General features: G+C 55.1%; 17 protein-coding genes and 4 tRNA genes. All 21 read right to left on the bottom strand.

All coding sequences use genetic code 11. The features are described 5' to 3' along the window. Window positions 1–12: 12 nt before the first annotated feature. The 21 genes from rplC to birA all read right to left on the bottom strand — a co-directional run bounded on the left by rplC (window position 13) and on the right by birA (window position 20,454). Window positions 13–648 carry a 50S ribosomal protein L3 gene (gene rplC, locus DYL59_RS26050; protein ID WP_003194649.1) on the bottom strand — a complete coding sequence of 212 codons (636 nt, stop codon included), beginning with the start codon at window positions 646–648 and terminating at the stop codon, window positions 13–15. Between the two features lie 81 nt (window positions 649–729). Then, window positions 730–1,041 (bottom strand): 30S ribosomal protein S10, encoded by a 312-nt coding sequence (gene rpsJ / locus DYL59_RS26045; protein ID WP_003186070.1) that lies wholly within the window; start codon window positions 1,039–1,041, stop codon window positions 730–732. A 156-nt stretch (window positions 1,042–1,197) separates the two neighbouring features. After that, window positions 1,198–2,391 carry an elongation factor Tu gene (gene tuf, locus DYL59_RS26040; RefSeq protein ID WP_135291761.1) on the bottom strand — a complete coding sequence of 398 codons (1,194 nt, stop codon included), beginning with the start codon at window positions 2,389–2,391 and terminating at the stop codon, window positions 1,198–1,200. Between the two features lie 30 nt (window positions 2,392–2,421). Further along, complete coding sequence (fusA, locus tag DYL59_RS26035) at window positions 2,422–4,527, bottom strand: elongation factor G (RefSeq protein WP_135291760.1); 2,106 nt, start codon at window positions 4,525–4,527, stop codon at window positions 2,422–2,424. Window positions 4,528–4,557: 30 nt separating this feature from the next. After that, window positions 4,558–5,028 carry a 30S ribosomal protein S7 gene (gene rpsG, locus DYL59_RS26030; protein WP_002555493.1) on the bottom strand — a complete coding sequence of 157 codons (471 nt, stop codon included), beginning with the start codon at window positions 5,026–5,028 and terminating at the stop codon, window positions 4,558–4,560. Between the two features lie 118 nt (window positions 5,029–5,146). Beyond that, window positions 5,147–5,518: a 30S ribosomal protein S12 gene (gene rpsL / locus DYL59_RS26025; protein WP_002555494.1), complete on the bottom strand. Its 372-nt coding sequence runs from the start codon at window positions 5,516–5,518 to the stop codon at window positions 5,147–5,149. Window positions 5,519–5,734: 216 nt separating this feature from the next. Continuing rightward, window positions 5,735–9,934: a DNA-directed RNA polymerase subunit beta' gene (rpoC, locus tag DYL59_RS26020; protein ID WP_135291759.1), complete on the bottom strand. Its 4,200-nt coding sequence runs from the start codon at window positions 9,932–9,934 to the stop codon at window positions 5,735–5,737. 64 nt (window positions 9,935–9,998) lie between these two features. Next, window positions 9,999–14,072: a DNA-directed RNA polymerase subunit beta gene (gene rpoB, locus DYL59_RS26015; RefSeq protein ID WP_135291758.1), complete on the bottom strand. Its 4,074-nt coding sequence runs from the start codon at window positions 14,070–14,072 to the stop codon at window positions 9,999–10,001. 219 nt (window positions 14,073–14,291) lie between these two features. After that, window positions 14,292–14,657 carry a 50S ribosomal protein L7/L12 gene (gene rplL / locus DYL59_RS26010; RefSeq protein WP_017736673.1) on the bottom strand — a complete coding sequence of 122 codons (366 nt, stop codon included), beginning with the start codon at window positions 14,655–14,657 and terminating at the stop codon, window positions 14,292–14,294. A gap of 78 nt (window positions 14,658–14,735) precedes the next feature. Further along, entirely contained in the window at window positions 14,736–15,236 is a 501-nt protein-coding gene (gene rplJ / locus DYL59_RS26005; RefSeq protein ID WP_003232405.1) for a 50S ribosomal protein L10, read from the bottom strand. Between the two features lie 199 nt (window positions 15,237–15,435). After that, window positions 15,436–16,131: a 50S ribosomal protein L1 gene (rplA, locus tag DYL59_RS26000; RefSeq protein ID WP_003232403.1), complete on the bottom strand. Its 696-nt coding sequence runs from the start codon at window positions 16,129–16,131 to the stop codon at window positions 15,436–15,438. After that, complete coding sequence (gene rplK / locus DYL59_RS25995) at window positions 16,131–16,562, bottom strand: 50S ribosomal protein L11 (protein ID WP_003176435.1); 432 nt, start codon at window positions 16,560–16,562, stop codon at window positions 16,131–16,133. The genes rplA and rplK overlap by 1 nt, the downstream gene beginning before the upstream one ends. Before the next feature lie 117 nt (window positions 16,563–16,679). Then, the gene (gene nusG / locus DYL59_RS25990; RefSeq protein WP_003176436.1) at window positions 16,680–17,213 is read right to left on the bottom strand and encodes a transcription termination/antitermination protein NusG; all 534 of its coding nucleotides are present in this window, start codon (window positions 17,211–17,213) and stop codon (window positions 16,680–16,682) included. A 9-nt stretch (window positions 17,214–17,222) separates the two neighbouring features. Beyond that, window positions 17,223–17,591, bottom strand: a complete 369-nt coding sequence (gene secE, locus DYL59_RS25985) for a preprotein translocase subunit SecE (protein WP_003194658.1) — start codon at window positions 17,589–17,591, stop codon at window positions 17,223–17,225. 45 nt (window positions 17,592–17,636) lie between these two features. Next, window positions 17,637–17,712, bottom strand: a tRNA-Trp gene (locus tag DYL59_RS25980). 161 nt (window positions 17,713–17,873) lie between these two features. Then, window positions 17,874–17,949: transfer RNA gene (locus DYL59_RS25975), tRNA-Thr, on the bottom strand. 26 nt (window positions 17,950–17,975) lie between these two features. Beyond that, window positions 17,976–18,049: transfer RNA gene (locus tag DYL59_RS25970), tRNA-Gly, on the bottom strand. Between the two features lie 24 nt (window positions 18,050–18,073). Then, window positions 18,074–18,158: transfer RNA gene (locus tag DYL59_RS25965), tRNA-Tyr, on the bottom strand. Between the two features lie 142 nt (window positions 18,159–18,300). Then, complete coding sequence (locus DYL59_RS25960; protein WP_135291757.1) at window positions 18,301–18,747, bottom strand: hypothetical protein; 447 nt, start codon at window positions 18,745–18,747, stop codon at window positions 18,301–18,303. Window positions 18,748–18,755: 8 nt separating this feature from the next. Further along, entirely contained in the window at window positions 18,756–19,505 is a 750-nt protein-coding gene (locus DYL59_RS25955) for a pantothenate kinase (RefSeq protein ID WP_135291756.1), read from the bottom strand. Next, on the bottom strand, window positions 19,495–20,454 hold the full coding sequence (birA, locus tag DYL59_RS25950; protein ID WP_135291755.1) for a bifunctional biotin--[acetyl-CoA-carboxylase] ligase/biotin operon repressor BirA: 960 nt from the start codon (window positions 20,452–20,454) through the stop codon (window positions 19,495–19,497). Before birA ends, DYL59_RS25955 begins: the two co-directional genes overlap by 11 nt. Window positions 20,455–20,571 lie beyond the last annotated feature (117 nt).

Raw genomic sequence — 20,571 nt, 5'->3', positions numbered from 1 at the left:
GTCAGCTTCCCCTTAACCGCGAGCCTTGGCCGCTGGACGTACAACCAGGTTGCCGCCAGTAGCGCCAGGAACAGCACCCTTGACCAACAACAGATTGCGTTCAGCGTCGACGCGCACTACTTCGAGGGACTGCACGGTCACGCGCTCAGCGCCCATATGACCGGACATTTTTTTGCCCTTGAATACACGACCAGGAGTCTGGCACTGGCCAATAGAGCCCGGGACGCGGTGGGAAACGGAGTTACCGTGAGTGTTGTCTTGGCCACGGAAATTCCAACGCTTGATCGTACCCTGGAAGCCTTTACCTTTGGACTGACCGGTTACATCAACCAGTTGACCAGCAGCGAAGATTTCAGCGTTGATCAGATCGCCAGCCTGGTAGTCGCCGTCTTCGAGACGGAACTCCATAACAGTGCGACCAGCTGCAACGTTTGCTTTAGCGAAGTGACCTGCTTGAGCAGCAGTCACGCGCGAAGCACGACGCTCGCCGACAGTGACTTGCACTGCACGATAGCCATCGGTTTCTTCAGTTTTGAACTGGGTGACGCGATTCGGCTCGATCTCAATGACCGTGACCGGAATGGAGACACCTTCTTCGGTGAAAATACGGGTCATACCGCATTTACGACCGACTACACCAATAGTCATGTTGTAAACCTCATGAGTGTACGGGGCTTTCACCCGCTATGGCCGCCCATTTCAGAGCGTTACACGACTAAGACCCAAGTCTTAGCCGAGGCTGATCTGTACTTCCACACCGGCCGCCAGATCAAGCTTCATAAGTGCATCAACGGTTTTATCCGTTGGCTGGACGATGTCCAGAACGCGCTTATGAGTACGGATCTCGTACTGGTCACGCGCGTCTTTGTTGACGTGCGGGGAGACCAGAACGGTGAACCGCTCTTTACGGGTAGGCAGTGGAATTGGACCACGCACTTGAGCACCAGTACGTTTCGCGGTTTCCACGATTTCCTGGGTGGATTGGTCGATCAGGCGATGGTCAAAAGCCTTCAACCTGATACGGATTTGCTGATTTTGCATTGGATTTCAGACTCCGGCTGCTATTCCCACCGAGCGCAATACGCCCGTTAAAAGGAGGCGCAATTCTATAGACGGCCCAGATAGGTGTCAACCCAATAAAAAAAGCCCCCGCTGAGCGGGGGCTTTTTCAAAGCATCAAGCTAACTCAAAAAGAGCTTACTCGATGATTTTAGCTACAACACCAGCACCAACGGTACGGCCGCCTTCACGAATAGCGAAGCGCAGACCGTCTTCCATTGCGATGGTTTTGATCAGGGTAACTTCCATTTGGATGTTATCGCCTGGCATTACCATTTCAACGCCTTCTGGCAGCTGGCAGTTACCAGTCACGTCAGTAGTACGGAAGTAGAACTGAGGACGGTAGCCTTTGAAGAACGGAGTGTGACGACCGCCTTCTTCTTTGCTCAGAACGTAAACTTCTGCGGTGAACTTGGTGTGCGGCTTAACCGAACCCGGCTTAACCAGAACCTGGCCACGCTCAACGTCGTCACGCTTGGTACCACGCAGCAGAACGCCGCAGTTCTCGCCAGCACGACCTTCGTCGAGCAGCTTGCGGAACATTTCAACACCGGTGCAGGTGGTGGTAGTGGTGTCACGCAGACCAACGATTTCCAGCGGATCTTGAACGCGAACGATACCGCGCTCGATACGACCAGTCACAACAGTACCGCGACCGGAGATCGAGAACACGTCTTCGATTGGCATCAGGAACGGCTTGTCGGTCAGACGAACTGGCTCTGGGATGTAGCTGTCCAGAGTTTCTACCAGACGCTTAACAGCGGTGGTACCCATTTCGTTGTCGTCTTTGCCTTCCAGAGCCATACGAGCGGAACCGATGATGATCGGAGTGTCGTCGCCTGGGAAGTCGTAAGTGCTCAGCAGATCGCGCACTTCCATCTCAACCAGTTCCAGCAGCTCAGCGTCGTCTACCAGGTCAGCCTTGTTCAGGAAAACCACGATGTACGGAACGCCTACCTGACGGGACAGCAGGATGTGCTCACGGGTTTGTGGCATCGGACCATCAGCGGCCGAGCAAACCAGGATCGCGCCGTCCATCTGGGCAGCACCAGTGATCATGTTCTTCACGTAGTCAGCGTGACCTGGGCAGTCAACGTGAGCGTAGTGACGAATCGAAGAGTTGTACTCTACGTGCGCGGTGTTGATGGTGATACCACGAGCTTTTTCTTCTGGAGCGCTGTCGATTTTATCGAAATCAACGACTGCGGAACCGAAAACTTCGGAGCAGACGCGAGTCAGAGCTGCGGTCAGAGTGGTTTTACCGTGGTCAACGTGGCCGATGGTGCCAACGTTTACGTGCGGTAGGGAACGATCAAATTTTTCTTTAGCCACGACAATTAACTCCTTGCCTAAAGGACTGAATCAGCCTTGTTTTTTGGATACAGTTTCAGCGATGTGCGCCGGAGCTGTGTTGTATTTTTTGAATTCCATAGAGTAGCTTGCGCGACCCTGGGACATGGAACGAACGTCGGTCGCATAACCGAACATCTCACCCAGCGGAACCTCGGCGCGAATCACTTTGCCGGAAACCGTGTCTTCCATACCCAAGATCATGCCGCGACGACGGTTAAGGTCGCCCATGACATCACCCATATAGTCTTCAGGTGTAACAACTTCTACCGCCATGATTGGCTCAAGCAACTCACCACCGCCCTTCTGGGCCAGTTGCTTGGTTGCCATGGAGGCAGCCACCTTAAACGCCATCTCGTTGGAGTCGACGTCGTGGTAAGAACCGTCAAAAACGGTTGCTTTCAGGCCGATCAGCGGATAGCCGGCAACAACGCCGTTCTTCATCTGCTCTTCGATACCCTTCTGGATAGCCGGGATGTATTCCTTAGGAACAACACCACCAACTACTTCGTTCACGAATTGCAGACCTTCCTGACCTTCGTCAGCAGGAGCAAAACGGATCCAGCAGTGACCGAACTGACCACGACCGCCGGACTGACGAACGAACTTGCCTTCGATTTCACAGTTCTTCGTGATGCGCTCACGATAGGAAACCTGAGGCTTACCGATGTTGGCTTCGACGTTGAACTCACGGCGCATCCGGTCAACCAGGATGTCCAGGTGCAGCTCGCCCATGCCGGAGATGATCGTCTGACCAGTCTCTTCATCGGTTTTAACGCGGAAAGATGGATCTTCCTGAGCAAGCTTGCCCAGAGCGATACCCATTTTTTCCTGGTCATCCTTGGTCTTAGGCTCAACGGCAACCGAAATAACCGGCTCCGGGAAGTCCATGCGAACCAGGATGATTGGCTTGGCAGCGTCGCACAAGGTTTCACCAGTGGTGACGTCCTTCATGCCGATCAGGGCCGCGATGTCACCAGCGCGAACTTCCTTGATCTCTTCACGGGCGTTTGCGTGCATTTGCACCATACGACCCACGCGCTCTTTCTTGCCTTTAACCGAGTTGATCACGCCGTCGCCGGATGCCAACACGCCCGAGTAAACACGGACGAAGGTCAAAGTACCCACGAATGGGTCAGTAGCGATCTTGAACGCCAGAGCCGAGAACGGCTCGCTGTCGTCAGCATGACGCTCCATCTCTTCTTCTTCGTTATCAGGGTTGGAACCCTTGATAGCTGGAATGTCGGTTGGAGCAGGCAGGAAGTCGATAACGGCGTCGAGAACCAGGGGAACGCCCTTGTTCTTGAAGGAAGAACCGCAAACAGCCAAGACGATTTCGCCAGCGATAGTACGCTGACGCAGAGCAGCCTTGATTTCCACGTTGGTGAGTTCTTCACCTTCGAGGTACTTGTTCATCAGCTCTTCGCTGGCTTCGGCAGCAGCCTCAACCATGTTGTTACGCCACTCGTCAGCCAGTTCCTGAAGCTCTTCAGGGATAGGCTTGCGAACAGGAACCATACCTTTGTCGGAATCATTCCAATAGACCGCTTCCATGTTGATCAGATCGATCTGACCCTGGAAGTTGTCTTCGGAACCGATGGCCAATTGAATTGGCACCGGAGTGTGACCCAGACGCTGCTTGATCTGACCGATCACGCGCAGGAAGTTGGCACCAGCACGGTCCATCTTGTTTACGTAAACAAGACGTGGAACGCCGTACTTGTTGGCTTGACGCCATACGGTTTCCGACTGAGGCTCAACACCCGAGGTACCGCAGAACACAACGACAGCGCCGTCGAGTACACGCAGGGAACGCTCAACTTCAATGGTGAAGTCTACGTGGCCCGGGGTATCGATTACGTTGAAGCGGTGCTCATCTTTGTACTGCTTCTCGGAACCTTTCCAGAAGGCGGTAATAGCAGCAGAAGTAATGGTAATACCACGCTCCTGCTCCTGAACCATCCAGTCTGTGGTCGCGGCGCCATCATGCACCTCGCCCATTTTGTGACTTTTGCCGGTGTAAAACAGTACGCGCTCGGTGGTGGTGGTTTTACCAGCATCCACGTGAGCAACGATACCGATGTTACGGTAGCGGCTAATCGGAGTAGTACGAGCCATAAAGCCCTCGCAAAATTAGTGAAGCTAAGATTAGAAGCGGTAGTGCGAGAAAGCTTTGTTGGCTTCAGCCATACGGTGCACGTCTTCACGCTTCTTAACAGCAGCACCTTTACCTTCGGCAGCGTCCAACAGTTCGCCGGCCAAACGCAGAGCCATAGACTTCTCGCCGCGCTTACGGGCGAAGTCTACCAACCAGCGCATTGCCAGAGCGTTACGACGGGACGGACGAACTTCAACCGGAACCTGGTAAGTAGCACCGCCTACACGGCGCGACTTCACTTCGACCAGCGGAGCGATGGCGTCGAGAGCTTTCTCGAAGATTTCCAGGGGGTCGCTGTTCTTGCGTTCTTTAACCTTTTCCAGCGCGCCATAAACGATACGCTCGGCAACGGCTTTCTTGCCGCTTTCCATTACGTGGTTCATGAACTTGGCCAGGATTTGGCTTCCGTATTTTGGATCGTCAAGCACTTCGCGCTTGGCTGCTACGCGTCTTCTTGGCATGGATAAGCCCTCAAACGGTCTTCAGGTTCGCTCGGAATCGGTGCCCTTTCGGGACGCCTCCGACCTTACTCTTATCGACTCAGAAAATAAGATGATTCAGTTTTACAAAAAGCCGCTACTACTTAGGCTTCTTGGTACCGTACTTCGAACGACCCTGGTTACGACCTTTAACGCCGGAAGTATCCAAGGAGCCGCGTACGGTGTGGTAACGAACACCTGGCAAGTCTTTTACACGACCGCCGCGGATCAGTACCACGCTGTGCTCTTGCAGGTTGTGACCTTCACCACCGATGTACGAGGAAACCTCGAAACCGTTGGTCAGGCGCACACGGCATACTTTACGCAGTGCCGAGTTAGGTTTTTTCGGCGTAGTGGTATACACACGGGTGCATACGCCACGACGTTGCGGGCAGTTCTGCAGCGCAGGTACGTCGGATTTCTCGACGATACGCTTACGCGGCTGACGTACCAGCTGGTTGATAGTTGCCATCTACTAGCTCCACTGTTGTCTTGCGACGCTATTGTCTTGCAAGAAAAGCAAAATGGCAGGAACGAATTCCCGCCAAATTTAGGGGTACAAGAGTCTAAAGAGGATCTTGCCCCCAGTCAAGGCAAGGCCCCGACCTCCCCTCTCGTCGAACCGGGGCAAAACTGCCTCGATCCGACGAATGGGGCTGCCAGGGCCCAGACTTATTTATCGCAGAACTCAGTTACCGCTTGAGTTCAGCGCTTCGGTCAGTGCAGCTTCCACTTCACTGGCGCTTACGCGCAGCGGCTTGTCAGCATCACGGCGGCGTTTACGCTCGCTGTGGTAAGCCAAACCGGTACCAGCCGGGATCAGACGACCCACAACCACGTTTTCTTTCAGGCCGCGCAGGTAATCGCGCTTGCCGGTTACCGCTGCTTCGGTCAGTACGCGAGTGGTCTCCTGGAAGGAGGCCGCCGAGATGAACGACTCAGTGGACAACGACGCCTTGGTGATACCCAGCAACACGCGAGTGAACTTGGAAACGAATTTCTCGTCGTTCGCCAGGCGCTCGTTCTCTACCAGTACGTGAGTCAGTTCCATCTGGTCGCCCTTGATGAAACTGGAATCGCCGGATTCAGCGATTTCAACTTTACGCAGCATCTGACGCAGGATGGTCTCGATGTGCTTATCGTTGATCTTCACGCCTTGCAGGCGGTAAACGTCCTGGATCTCGTTAACGATGTACTTGGCCAGCGCACTCACACCCAACAGACGCAGGATGTCGTGTGGATCGCTCGGGCCGTCGGAGATAACTTCGCCGCGGTTTACCTGTTCGCCTTCGAACACGTTCAGGTGACGCCACTTCGGAATCAGCTCTTCGTACGGATCGGTACCGTCGTTCGGGGTAATGACCAGACGGCGCTTGCCCTTGGTCTCTTTACCGAACGCGATGGTGCCGCTGACTTCAGCCAGAATCGACGCTTCTTTCGGACGACGAGCTTCGAACAAGTCGGCAACACGCGGCAGACCACCGGTGATGTCTCGCGTTTTCGAAGTTTCTTGCGGGATACGCGCGATAACATCACCGATCGCGATCTTCGCACCATCCGCTACACCGACCAGGGCGTTGGCTGGCAGGAAGTACTGAGCGATTACGTCAGTGCCTGGCAGCAACAAGTCCTTGCCGTTGTCATCGACCATCTTCACGGCAGGACGGATGTCTTTACCGGCAGCTGGACGATCTTTCGCGTCGAGTACTTCAATGTTGGTCATACCGGTCAATTCGTCAGTCTGACGCTTGATCGTGATGCCTTCTTCCATGCCCACGTAGGTCACGGTACCTTTCATTTCGGTAACGATTGGGTGAGTGTGCGGATCCCACTTGGCCACGATAGCGCCAGCGTCGACCTTGTCACCCTCTTTAACCGAGATCACGGCACCGTACGGCAGCTTGTAACGCTCACGCTCACGACCGTAGTCATCAGCGATAGCCAGCTCACCGGAACGGGACACAGCAACCAGGTGGCCATCCACTCGCTCAACGTGCTTCAGGTTGTGCAGACGGACAGTACCGCCATTCTTCACCTGAACGCTGTCGGCTGCAGAAGTCCGGCTTGCCGCACCACCGATGTGGAACGTACGCATGGTCAGCTGGGTACCCGGCTCACCGATGGACTGGGCAGCGATAACGCCGACCGCTTCACCGATGTTCACCTGGTGACCACGAGCCAAGTCACGCCCGTAGCACTTGGCGCAAATGCCGTAGCGGGTTTCGCAGCTGATCGGCGAGCGAACAATCACTTCGTCGATGCTGTTGAGCTCGATGAACTCGACCCACTTCTCGTCTACCAGCGTACCGGCAGGAACGATGATTTCTTCGGTACCTGGCTTGAATACGTCACGGGCGATTACTCGACCCAGTACGCGCTCACCCAATGGCTCTACAACGTCACCGCCTTCAATGTGCGGAGTCATCAGCAGGCCATGCTCGGTGCCGCAGTCGATCTCGGTAACTACCAGATCTTGTGCAACGTCTACCAGACGACGAGTCAGGTAACCGGAGTTAGCGGTTTTCAACGCGGTATCCGCAAGACCCTTACGAGCACCGTGAGTGGAGATGAAGTACTGAAGTACGCTCAAACCTTCACGGAAGTTCGCAGTAATCGGCGTTTCGATGATGGAACCGTCCGGCTTGGCCATCAGGCCACGCATACCGGCGAGCTGACGGATCTGCGCAGCAGAACCCCGTGCACCCGAGTCGGCCATCATGTACATCGAGTTGAAGGACTCTTGGTCAACTTCATCGCCATGACGGTCGATGACTTTCTCTTTCGAGAGGTTGGCCATCATCGCCTTGGAAACTTCGTCGTTCGCCTTGGACCAAAGGTCGATTACCTTGTTGTACTTCTCGCCCTGGGTTACCAGGCCGGAGGCGTACTGGCTTTCGATCTCTTTCACTTCGTCGGTGGCAGCACCGATGATGCGGGCTTTTTCATCCGGGATAACGAAGTCGTTAACACCGATTGAAACGCCGGAGATGGTCGAATAAGCAAAACCGGTGTACATCAACTGGTCAGCGAAGATCACGGTCTCTTTCAAACCAACCACGCGGTAGCACTGGTTGATCAGCTTGGAGATCGCTTTTTTCTTCATCGGCAGGTTGACGACGTCGTACGACAGACCTTTTGGCACAACTTGATACAACAGCGCACGGCCGACGGTGGTGTCGACAATACGGGTGTTGGTCACGCTGCCGCCATCACGGTCGTTGACGGTTTCGTTGATCCGCACTTTGACCTTCGCGTGCAGAGCGGCTTCGCCGGCACGGAACACACGGTCGACTTCTTGCAGGTCAGCGAACACACGACCTTCGCCCTTGGCGTTGATCGCTTCACGAGTCATGTAGTACAGACCCAATACAACGTCCTGCGACGGAACGATGATTGGCTCACCGTTGGCTGGCGACAGAATGTTGTTGGTCGACATCATCAACGCACGCGCTTCCAACTGGGCTTCCAGTGTCAGCGGTACGTGCACGGCCATTTGGTCACCGTCGAAGTCGGCGTTGTACGCAGCACAGACCAGCGGGTGCAGCTGGATGGCCTTACCTTCGATCAGTACCGGTTCAAACGCCTGGATACCCAGACGGTGAAGGGTCGGCGCACGGTTGAGGAGAACCGGGTGTTCGCGGATCACTTCAGCGAGAACGTCCCAAACCTCTGGCAGTTCGCGCTCGACCATTTTCTTGGCCGCTTTGATAGTGGTCGCGAGACCGCGCATTTCCAGCTTGCCGAAGATGAATGGCTTGAACAGCTCAAGCGCCATCTTCTTAGGCAGACCGCACTGGTGCAGACGCAGGGTCGGGCCTACGGTAATTACCGAACGACCGGAGTAGTCAACACGCTTACCGAGCAAGTTCTGACGGAAACGACCTTGCTTACCCTTGATCATGTCAGCCAAGGATTTCAGAGGACGCTTGTTGGAACCGGTGATAGCGCGGCCACGACGACCGTTGTCGAGCAGAGCATCGACAGCTTCTTGCAACATACGCTTTTCGTTGCGCACGATGATGTCCGGTGCGGACAGATCGAGCAGGCGCTTCAAGCGGTTGTTACGGTTGATCACGCGGCGGTACAGGTCGTTGAGGTCGGACGTCGCGAAACGACCACCGTCCAACGGTACCAGCGGACGCAGGTCTGGCGGCAGAACCGGCAGAACGGTCAGCACCATCCACTCTGGCAGGTTGCCGGAACCCTGGAAGGCTTCCATCAACTTCAGACGCTTGGACAGCTTCTTGATTTTGGTTTCGGAGTTGGTTTGCGGAATTTCTTCGCGCAGGCGGCCAATCTCGTGCTCCAGGTCGATAGCGTGCAGCAGCTCGCGGACAGCTTCAGCACCCATGCGGGCATCGAAATCGTCGCCGAACTCTTCCAGCGCTTCGAAGTACTGCTCGTCGTTCAGCAGCTGGCCCTTTTCAAGGGTGGTCATGCCTGGATCGATAACGACATAGCTCTCGAAGTAGAGAACGCGTTCGATATCACGCAGGGTCATGTCCATCAGCAAGCCGATACGGGACGGCAGCGATTTCAGGAACCAGATGTGGGCAACCGGCGAAGCCAGTTCGATGTGCGCCATGCGCTCACGACGAACCTTGGCCAGTGCAACTTCAACGCCGCACTTCTCGCAGATCACACCACGGTGCTTCAAGCGCTTGTACTTACCGCACAGGCACTCGTAATCCTTTACCGGGCCAAAGATCTTGGCGCAGAACAGGCCGTCACGTTCAGGTTTGAACGTACGGTAGTTGATGGTTTCCGGCTTTTTAACTTCACCGAACGACCACGAACGGATCATCTCAGGCGATGCCAATCCAATACGGATGGCGTCGAACTCTTCGACTTGACCCTGGTTTTTCAGCAAATTCAGTAGGTCTTTCAAGGCCTTTCCTCCTGGCGGAGCAGAGAGCGGGCTAAACAGCCCCGCTCTCGATTCGCGTCACGTGTTATTCGGTTTCCAGATCGATATCGATGCCGAGGGAACGAATTTCTTTGATCAACACGTTGAAGGACTCGGGCATGCCCGGCTCCATACGGTGATCGCCGTCCACGATGTTTTTGTACATCTTGGTCCGACCGTTCACATCGTCCGACTTCACTGTGAGCATTTCTTGCAGAGTGTAAGCAGCACCGTATGCTTCCAGTGCCCAGACCTCCATCTCCCCGAAACGCTGACCACCGAACTGAGCCTTACCACCCAGCGGTTGCTGGGTAACCAGGCTGTACGAACCGGTAGAACGAGCGTGCATCTTGTCGTCTACCAAGTGGTTCAGCTTCAGCATGTACATGTAGCCAACAGTAACCGGGCGCTCGAACTTGTTGCCGGTACGGCCGTCGAACAGCTGCATCTGGCCACTTTCTGGCAGGTCTGCCAGTTTCAGCATGGCCTTGATTTCGCTTTCCTTGGCACCGTCGAATACCGGGGTAGCCATTGGAACGCCGCCGCGCAGGTTCTTCGCCAGATCCAGGATTTCCTGGTCGGAGAAGGTGTCCAGCTCTTCATTGCGACCGCCGATCTCGTTGTAGATCTCGTGCAGGAACTTACGCAGGTCAGCGACCTTGCGCTGCTCTTCGATCATGCGGTTGATCTTCTCACCCAGACCTTTGGCCGCGAGGCCCAGGTGGGTTTCAAGGATCTGACCAACGTTCATACGCGAAGGTACGCCCAACGGGTTGAGGACGACGTCGACCGGGGTGCCATTGGCATCGTGCGGCATGTCTTCAACCGGCATGATCACGGAGACCACACCTTTGTTACCGTGACGACCGGCCATCTTGTCGCCCGGCTGGATGCGACGACGGATTGCCAGGTAAACCTTGACGATTTTCAGCACGCCTGGAGCCAGGTCATCGCCCTGCTGCAGTTTGCGCTTCTTGTCTTCGAACTTGTCGTCCAGCAGACGGCGGCGATCAACGATGTAGGCCTGGGCCTTCTCGAGCTGCTCGTTCAGAGCATCTTCAGCCATGCGCAGTTTGAACCACTGGCCGTGCTCAAGACCGTCGAGGATTTCGTCGGTGATGTCCTGACCTTTCTTCAGACCTGCGCCGCCTTCGGCCTTGTGGCCTACCAGGGCGGAACGCAGACGTTCGAAGGTCGCGCCTTCAACGATACGGAACTCTTCGTTCAGGTCCTTGCGGATCTCGTCGAGTTGAGTCTTCTCGATGGACAGTGCACGAGCATCACGCTCAACGCCGTCACGGGTGAAGACCTGTACGTCGATGACAGTACCCTTGGTACCGGTAGGTACGCGCAGGGAGGTGTCTTTAACGTCGCTGGCTTTTTCACCGAAGATGGCACGCAGCAGTTTTTCTTCCGGAGTCAGTTGGGTCTCGCCTTTCGGAGTGACCTTACCAACCAGGATGTCGCCTGCGCCTACTTCAGCACCTACGTAAACGATACCGGCTTCGTCCAGCTTGTTCAGTGCCGCTTCACCCACGTTCGGGATGTCGGCAGTGATCTCTTCAGGCCCAAGCTTGGTGTCACGCGCCACACAGGTCAGTTCCTGGATGTGGATCGTGGTGAAGCGGTCTTCTTGAACAACACGCTCGGACAAGCAGATGGAGTCTTCGAAGTTGAAGCCGTTCCACGCCATGAACGCGATGCGCATGTTCTGACCCAGAGCCAGCTCACCCATGTCGGTGGACGGGCCGTCGGCCATGATGTCGCTACGCTGAACGCGATCACCCTTGCTCACCAGCGGACGCTGGTTGATGCAGGTGTTCTGGTTCGAGCGGGTGTATTTGGTCAGGTTGTAGATGTCGACACCGGCTTCGCCAGTTTCAACTTCGTCATCGGCAACACGAACCACGATACGGCTTGCATCCACGGAGTCGATCACGCCGCCACGACGAGCCACGACGCAAACGCCGGAGTCACGGGCTACGTTACGCTCCATGCCAGTACCTACCAGCGGCTTGTCAGCGCGCAGGGTCGGTACAGCTTGACGCTGCATGTTGGAACCCATCAACGCACGGTTGGCGTCATCGTGCTCCAGGAACGGGATCAGCGACGCTGCAACCGAAACTACCTGCTTCGGCGAAACGTCCATCAAGGTGACGTCTTCCGGCGCCTTAACGGTGAACTCGTTCAAGTGACGAACAGCTACCAGCTCGTCGATCAGGACTTTCTTGTCGTTCATCGTGGCCGAAGCCTGGGCGATCACGTGATCGGCCTCTTCGATGGCGGACAGGAACACGATCTCGTCGGTGACCAGAGCGTCTTTCACCACACGGTACGGGCTCTCTAGGAAGCCGTACTGGTTGGTACGCGCATAAGCGGCCAGGGAGTTGATCAGACCGATGTTCGGACCTTCCGGCGTTTCGATCGGGCAAACACGACCGTAGTGCGTCGGGTGTACGTCACGAACCTCAAAGCCCGCACGCTCACGGGTCAGACCGCCCGGGCCCAGTGCAGATACACGGCGCTTGTGGGTAATCTCCGAGAGTGGGTTGTTCTGGTCCATGAACTGGGAAAGCTGGCTGGAACCGAAGAACTCTTTCACCGCTGCAGCCACTGGCTTGGCGTTGATCAGGTCTTGCGGCATCAGGCCTTCGCTTTCAGCCATCGACAGACGCTCTTTGACCGCACGCTCAACACGTACCAGGCCAACGCGGAACTGGTTCTCGGCCATTTCGCCTACGCAGCGAACACGACGGTTACCCAAGTGGTCGATGTCATCGACGATGCCTTTGCCGTTACGGATGTCGACCAGGGTCTTCAGGACCGCAACGATGTCTTCCTTGCACAACACGCCCGAACCTTCGATCTCGGTACGACCGATACGACGGTTGAACTTCATCCGGCCGACCGCAGACAGGTCATAGCGCTCAGGGCTGAAGAACAGGTTGTTGAACAGGGTCTCGGCAGCGTCTTTGGTTGGTGGCTCGCCAGGACGCATCATGCGATAGATCTCGACCAGCGCTTCCAATTGGTTGCTGGTGGAGTCGATCTTCAGAGTGTCGGAGACGAACGGACCGCAGTCGATATCGTTGGTGTACAGGGTCTCGATGCGAACTACCTGGGCCTTGGCGATTTTCGCCAGGATTTCGGTGTTCAGCTCGGTGTTGCACTCAGCCAGGATTTCGCCTGTAGCCGGGTGAACGATGACCTTGGCGGTAGTGCGACCCAGGACGTAGTCCAAAGGCACTTCCAGCGACTTGATACCGGCCTTCTCGATCTGGTTGATGTGGCGTGCAGTAATACGGCGGCCAGCTTCAACGATCACCTTGCCGCTTTCATCCTGGATATCCAGGACGGCAATTTCACCACGCAGACGCGAAGCGATCAGCTCCAGCTTGAGGGTTTCGCCGCTCAGGCTGAATACGTTGGTGGTGTAGAAAGCGTCCAGCACTTGCTCAGTGGTATAGCCGAGCGCACGCAGCAGTACCGAAGCCGGCAGCTTGCGACGACGGTCGATACGCACGAACACGCAGTCTTTCGGGTCGAACTCGAAGTCCAACCACGAACCGCGGTACGGAATGATCCGCGCGGAGTACAGGAGTTTGCCAGAGCTGTGCGTCTTGCCGCGGTCGTGGTCGAAGAACACGCCCGGGGAACGGTGCAGCTGGGAAACGATTACACGCTCGGTACCGTTGATAACGAAGGTACCGTTTTCAGTCATCAGTGGGATTTCGCCCATGTAGACTTCTTGCTCTTTGATGTCCTTGATCGCTTTGTTCGACGATTCTTTGTCGAAAATGATCAGGCGGACTTTTACCCGCAAAGGTACGGCGTACGTAACACCGCGCAACACGCATTCTTTGACATCAAATGCCGGTTCGCCCAGGCGATAACCCACGTACTCCAGCGCAGCATTGCCGGAGTAGCTGATGATCGGGAAAACGGATTTGAAGGCCGCATGCAGGCCCACGTCGCGGAACTGATCTTTGGTCGCTCCCGCCTGCAAGAATTCACGATACGAATCCAGCTGGATAGCCAGAAGGTACGGGACATCCATGACGTCCGGCAACTTGCTAAAGTCCTTGCGGATACGTTTTTTCTCAGTATATGAGTAAGCCATCAGCGTTCCCCAGCTTGGTCACCTGCTTGTTTGGCCCCTCCGACGGGAGCAGCCAGAAAATCTCGCAAACCCCATGGTTTGCACCACCGCATCGGGTGGCTACAGCGCGTTAATGGCGGCGACCGAGTCGACAGCCAAGAACGGAAAAAGGCCGGTGGCAAGAGCCACCAGCCATCAGCCTTCAGCTTAACGCTTGGGCTGGAGACGCAAGGTCGATGCTTACTTCAGCTCGACTTTAGCGCCTGCTTCTTCCAGAGTAGCTTTGGCTTTGTCAGCTGCGTCTTTGGAGACAGCTTCCAGAACCACGGCAGGAGCGCCGTCAACTACAGCCTTGGCTTCTTTCAGGCCCAGACCGGTCAGTTCACGTACTGCCTTGATCACGTTTACTTTCTTCTCGCCAGCTTCGGTCAGCATGACGTTGAATTCGGTTTGCTCTTCAACAACGGCAGCAGCAGCAGCTGGGCCAGCGGAAGCAGCGGCAGCGGAAACGCCGAATTTTTCTTCGAAAGCTTTGATCAGCTCAACAACCTGCAGAACCGACATTTCAGCTACGGCGTTGAGGATATCGTCTTGGGAGATAGACATTGCTGTATTTCCTGAATTGGGGGACGGCCTACTCGGCCATCGAAATAAACAAAAATACGCGAGAGACGTTGCTCAGCCTTAGGCTGCGGCAGCTTCTTTTTGCTCGCGAACTGCGGCCAGAGTACGAGCCAGCTTGCTGGTAGCGCCTTGAATCACGCTCATCAGCTGCGAAATGGCTTCGTCGCGGGTCGGCAGTGTTGCCAGTACGTCGATTTGGTTAGCTGCGAGGAACTTGCCCTCGAACGCAGCTGCCTTGATCTCGAACTTATCCTGACTCTTGGCGAATTCCTTGAACAAACGGGCAGCAGCGCCTGGATGGTCTTTGGAGAACGCGATCAGAGTCGGGCCGGTGAACACGTCGTTGAGAACACTGTATTCAGTGTCAGCAACGGCGCGCTTGAGCAGGGTGTTACGTACAACACGTACGTATACGCCAGCTTCACGAGCCTCTTTACGGAGTCCGGTCATAGCGCCTACTGTCACACCACGGGCATCAGCCACGACAGCGGACAGAGCAGCTTTGGCAGCCTCGTTGACTTCAGCGACGATGGCCTTCTTGTCTTCGAGATTAATTGCCACGGGTTTAACTCCTGCTTGTTACCGTTTCATCTGGCCGGAGCCGGATGTCGTTTTGGTGTCTGATTCGGTAAGGAACCGGGAGCACCATCTGCGTAGGCTTATGGTTTAAGACTTGCGTCGCCTACGGTCTTGGATAGCCCCCGCCAGGCAGGGACCCCAATTTTTTCAATTGGCGCAATCGCTTGCGCCAATCTATGTCTTATACGTCCAGCGAACCTTGGTCGATGACCAGACCCGGGCCCATAGTGGTGCTCAGGGTAACGCGCTTGACGTAGATACCTTTCGAAGAAGCTGGCTTGATACGCTTCAGATCAGCGATCAGGGCTTCAACGTTTTCCTTCAGCTTGACGGCATCAAAGCCGACTTTGCCAACGGAAGTGTGAATGATGCCGTTTTTGTCGGTGCGATAACGAACCTGACCAGCTTTAGCGTTTTTAACCGCAGTAGCTACGTCTGGAGTTACGGTGCCGACTTTAGGGTTAGGCATCAGGCCGCGCGGGCCGAGGATCTGACCCAACTGACCTACAACACGCATTGCGTCCGGGGAGGCAATTACTACGTCGTAGTTCAGGTCGCCGCCTTTCATTTCGGCAGCCAGGTCGTCCATACCAACGCGATCAGCGCCAGCAGCCAGAGCAGCTTCAGCCGCCGGGCCTTGGGTGAAGACAGCAACACGTACAGTCTTGCCAGTACCGTGTGGCAGCACAGTAGCGCTACGTACGACCTGGTCAGATTTACGTGGGTCAACGCCCAGGTTTACAGCAACGTCTACAGACTCGCTGAACTTGACAGTCGACAGCTCGGTCAGCAGGGCAGCAGCGTCTACAAAGTTGTAGGCCTTGCCTGCTTCGATTTTGCCAGCGATAGCCTTTTGGCGCTTGGTCAGCTTAGCCATTACACACCCTCCACGTTAAGGCCCATGCTACGAGCAGAACCGGCGATGGTACGCACGGCTGCATCCATATCAGCTGCAGTCAGATCCGCGTTTTTGGTTTTCGCGATTTCTTCCAGCTGAGCACGAGTTACAGTGCCGACTTTAACGGTGTTAGGACGAGCGGAACCGCTAGTCAGACCAGCAGCTTTCTTCAGCAGAACCGAAGCCGGGGTCGACTTGGTTTCGAAAGTGAAGCTACGGTCGCTGTATACAGTGATGATAACTGGAGTCGGCAGACCTGGCTCAAGACCCTGAGTACGGGCGTTAAAGGCCTTGCAGAATTCCATGATGTTCACGCCGTGCTGACCCAGAGCTGGACCGACGGGTGGACTTGGGTTGGCCTGAGCGGCCTTCACTTGCAGCTTGATGTAAGCGGTAATCTTCTTGGCCATGAGGCACTCCAATTACGGGTTCAATCGCCTCGAAAGGCTCCCCGGTTACTTGCGCGTTTATCCCAGTGACGACAAAACCCCACAGCCTAAGGCTGCGGGGTTGGGATGCTTGCTCAGCTAGACCTTCTCGACCTGGCTGAACTCCAACTCTACCGGAGTAGAGCGACCGAAAATGAGCACTGCCACTTGGATCCGGCTCTTTTCGTAGTTAACTTCTTCGACAGTGCCGTTAAAATCAGCAAACGGACCATCAGTGACACGAACAACCTCACCCGGCTCGAACAACGTCTTCGGCTTAGGCTTGTCGCTACCATCAGCAACACGTCGCAGAATTGCTTCTGCTTCTTTGTCAGTGATTGGAGCAGGCTTATCAGCGGTACCGCCAATGAAACCCATGACACGAGGAGTGTCCTTGACCAAGTGCCAAGTACCTTCATTCATGTCCATCTGAACCAGCACGTAGCCAGGGAAGAACTTGCGTTCACTCTTGCGCTTCTGACCATTCCGCATTTCAACCACTTCTTCAGTGGGAACCAGAATTTCGCCGAAGCCATCTTCCATGCCTGCCAGCTTTACGCGCTCCAGCAAAGAGCGCATAACATGCTTCTCGTAACCCGAGTAAGCATGCACAACGTACCAACGCTTAGCCACGGGACACCCTTAGCCAACAATCAAGGAAACAAGCCAGCCGAGCAGGGAATCGAGACCCCACAACAGCAACGCCATAACCAGAACAACAGCCACAACAATCAATGTGGTCTGCGTGGTTTCTTGGCGAGTTGGCCAAACGACTTTACGAATTTCGGTGCGAGCTTCCTTTACCAGGACCGCGAAAGACTTACCTTTTGCAGTCTGCAGGCCCACAAAGGCAGCTACAGCAGCAAGAGCAAGCAAAGCGAGGACGCGGTACAGGATCGGCGAAGCAGAATAATACTGATTGCCAACAACGCCTACGACCACCAAGGCGACCACTGCGAGCCACTTGACCAGATCGAAACGAGAGCTTTGAGCTTCAGCCTTAGGAGTCATCTATGAAGATCCTGTGAAAAGAAAGCCAGATACACCACGTGAATCTGGCAGGTCAGGAGGGAATCGAACCCCCAACCTACGGTTTTGGAGACCGTCGCTCTGCCAATTGAGCTACTGACCTAAAACAAAATCAGGCCGACCATTATGCAGGCCTGAAAAAGACTTTACAACAACCAACCCCTAGAGACTCGAAACCGCCCGATAACAACACCGAACAAAACACCATCAAGCCGAGGCAGCTGTTAAAACAAAGGCAGATATTTTCATATCTGCCTTGTTATATGGAGCTCTTGAGCGGATTTGAACCGCTGACCTCACCCTTACCAAGGGTGTGCTCTACCAACTGAGCTACAAGAGCGAAACACATTGCACAACCTGCAAACTTGGAGCGGGTAGCGGGAATCGAACCCGCATCATCAGCTTGGAAGGCTGAGGTTCTACCACTAAACTATACCCGCGGAGCTTGCAGCTCACGCTAAAAATGGTGGAGGGGGAAGGATTCGAACCTTCGAAGTCGTAGACGTCAGATTTACAGTCTGATCCCTTTGGCCGCTCGGGAACCCCTCCTAAGCGAGCCGGCATTTTACATTACGCCGACCTTCTGTCAAGCATTTTCTCATTTAAATTATGAGGTTAGCTGCATTGACGTTTGCTCCACCCTGTAGACCCGTAAGGTCTTCACTGCGAAGCGGGCGCCATTCTATGCAAACTATTCGAGAGTTGCAACGCCTTCGCACAACATTATTTTATGTTTTAACTCATTGAATTCCTTAGCAAGGTTTTCAAAGGGCAGATCGTCCGCCAAGCGTCGGCTATCGGGGGCAACACGAAGCCAGTAGCCAGAGGCATCTGGACCGCTCAACAACTGGACCTTGACCTTTATATCCAGGCTAATGAGCCGCTGCTCCAGAGCCTGGGCCTGGCGCTGATCCGCAAAACCACCCACATACAGACACATATTTTGCTGCTCAGAAGCCTTTAACCGGTCCTTCCGAGCAATCGCATCCGATGACTCACTCAGGAGTCGAATATCGTGCTGAGAGCCCTTATAGAGACTCAGAGGGGTAACGTCCTTGGCACGCAACGGAGCCTCTTGTTGATGCCATACGTAGTAGAAGGCGTTGAGAACGAGCAGAAGCAAAAACAGCCAACGCATATAAGACCTCAAGACAAAGGGCACGCCATCGCCAAACCAACAAAAACCAAGTCGGGAACGAGGCGAGCATGGGGCACGGCATCCGCGACCAACTCAGCATCCCCCCCCGTCAGAAATATGGTGAAATCATCCCCCCAATAGCTTCTGGCTAGCTCAAGCTGGGTCAATACAAATCCCCTGAGCATCAGCATACAGCCTCGCTCCACCGCCTCTGCCGTTGTATGCCCAGGAGAGAGCCGCTCCAACGCCCTTTCAGCGGCCACGTCGTCGTATCGAATCTTCCGGGTATGCGTTCTTAGCTGATTGCGCATCAGCGGCATTCCGGGACAAATGAAGCCCCCCAAATGCTCACCGTCTGCAGCAACGAAGTCGGCAGTAGCTGCGGTACCAAAATCCAAGACCAAGCATGCACCAGGTGCCAACTTATATCCGCCGAGCATCGCCAGCCAGCGATCGAGACCGAGGCGCTCGAAATCCTCGTAACCGTTGCGCACTCCAGCCACTTCTCGAGCAGATACCGCGCAAGAAACAACCACACCAAAGGCAGCCACGAGGGCGTCAACCAGCTTATCCGTCTCCTCCAGCGCCCTGACGCTCACCAATCGGCACCGCGTAAGTAATAGGCCCGGGAGCGCGATCAAACTATCAATCAACGCAATATCCGAACCTACAACACCTTCTGCGCGGATCGTCGAACACTGCGATTCGAGCACCCGCCACTTGATAAAGCTGTTCCCACAGTCAAGCTCAAGAATCATCACGCAACCTCAGGCTTAGCTCACCACCGCTGTATATCTTTTCGACACCTTCAACACTAAGGCGCAGTGCGCCCTGATGATCTACGCCGAGCACTTCACCATCAATCTGGCTAGCACCCGCAATCAGCGATACCGCCCGCCCTTGCCACAAATGACTCTGCTCCCACTCTGCCTGGAGGGCAGAAAAACCAGACTCCTTATGCCGCGCCAGGTAGCCTTGCAATTGCACACTCAGTCTCGCTACCAAGTGATTACGGTCAACAGAAGCGCCCGCCTCCAGCCTAACCGAAGTCCATCGCTGATCGACCTCTTCGGCCTTTTGCATATTTACGTTGATACCTACCCCGATCACAACATGGCAAATGTCGGCAGGATCCCCCACCAACTCAAGCAAAATACCGGCAACTTTCTTATCACCCACCAGCACATCATTCGGCCATTTCAGCGCCGCGCCCTGCACCCCGGACTCACGAAGGGTCTGCATGACGGCCAGCCCCACTACAAGGCTCAACCCTTCCAATTGCCTCACCCCCCCCTCAACGCGCAAGACAAGGCTGTAATAGACATTCTGGGCAAATGGGCTGACCCATTTGCGGCCACGCCGCCCCCTTCCCGCTGTTTGTTGCTCCGCAAGAACTAGAAACGGCGCGATATGACCAGCATCAACAAGACGCAGGGCTTCCGCATTAGTGGAGTCGATCGTATCGAAGATATGTACAGGCCAAGTCAGACCAGGTGCATTTAGCCCGATAGACTCAGAATTCAAGAATACCAATGGCGAAGCCAACTGGTAGCCCTTTCCACGAACCTTATGGATAGGCAGATTTAACTCAGCCTCAAGATGCTGGAGTTGCTTCCATACTGCGCTGCGGCTGACGCCCAAGGCAGCGCCAAGCGCTTCTCCAGAGTGGAAATGGCCGTCTTTCAGTAGTGTTAACAACGTCAGCATGCAGTTTCGCCTCACAATGAGGCAGGCATAATAGCCATGCGTAAAGCTATTGCATAGAAATGGCGGACTTTAGCACCTGGGAAGACCGCTTGGTCTCTTCGCACTTTTCCCGCGCCC

Source organism: Pseudomonas kairouanensis (genome assembly GCF_004682055.1).
Lineage (GTDB): Bacteria > Pseudomonadota > Gammaproteobacteria > Pseudomonadales > Pseudomonadaceae > Aquipseudomonas > Aquipseudomonas kairouanensis.
The sequence above is the reverse complement of the archived record's forward strand: the minus strand, read 5'-3'. Positions and strand labels throughout refer to the sequence as shown.

What these genes read in the sequence shown, in the direction of transcription:
- rplC (WP_003194649.1), bottom strand. Translation starts at nt 648, where the DNA reads ATGACTATTGGTGTAGTCGGTCGTAAATGCGGTATGACCCGTATTTTC.
- rpsJ (WP_003186070.1), bottom strand. Translation starts at nt 1,041, where the DNA reads ATGCAAAATCAGCAAATCCGTATCAGGTTGAAGGCTTTTGACCATCGC.
- fusA (WP_135291760.1), bottom strand. Translation starts at nt 4,527, where the DNA reads ATGGCTCGTACTACTCCGATTAGCCGCTACCGTAACATCGGTATCGTT.
- rpsG (WP_002555493.1), bottom strand. Translation starts at nt 5,028, where the DNA reads ATGCCAAGAAGACGCGTAGCAGCCAAGCGCGAAGTGCTTGACGATCCA.
- rpsL (WP_002555494.1), bottom strand. Translation starts at nt 5,518, where the DNA reads ATGGCAACTATCAACCAGCTGGTACGTCAGCCGCGTAAGCGTATCGTC.
- rpoB (WP_135291758.1), bottom strand. Translation starts at nt 14,072, where the DNA reads ATGGCTTACTCATATACTGAGAAAAAACGTATCCGCAAGGACTTTAGC.
- rplL (WP_017736673.1), bottom strand. Translation starts at nt 14,657, where the DNA reads ATGTCTATCTCCCAAGACGATATCCTCAACGCCGTAGCTGAAATGTCG.
- rplA (WP_003232403.1), bottom strand. Translation starts at nt 16,131, where the DNA reads ATGGCTAAGCTGACCAAGCGCCAAAAGGCTATCGCTGGCAAAATCGAA.
- rplK (WP_003176435.1), bottom strand. Translation starts at nt 16,562, where the DNA reads ATGGCCAAGAAGATTACCGCTTACATCAAGCTGCAAGTGAAGGCCGCT.
- secE (WP_003194658.1), bottom strand. Translation starts at nt 17,591, where the DNA reads ATGACTCCTAAGGCTGAAGCTCAAAGCTCTCGTTTCGATCTGGTCAAG.
- DYL59_RS25960 (WP_135291757.1), bottom strand. Translation starts at nt 18,747, where the DNA reads ATGCGTTGGCTGTTTTTGCTTCTGCTCGTTCTCAACGCCTTCTACTAC.
- DYL59_RS25955 (WP_135291756.1), bottom strand. Translation starts at nt 19,505, where the DNA reads ATGATTCTTGAGCTTGACTGTGGGAACAGCTTTATCAAGTGGCGGGTG.
- birA (WP_135291755.1), bottom strand. Translation starts at nt 20,454, where the DNA reads ATGCTGACGTTGTTAACACTACTGAAAGACGGCCATTTCCACTCTGGA.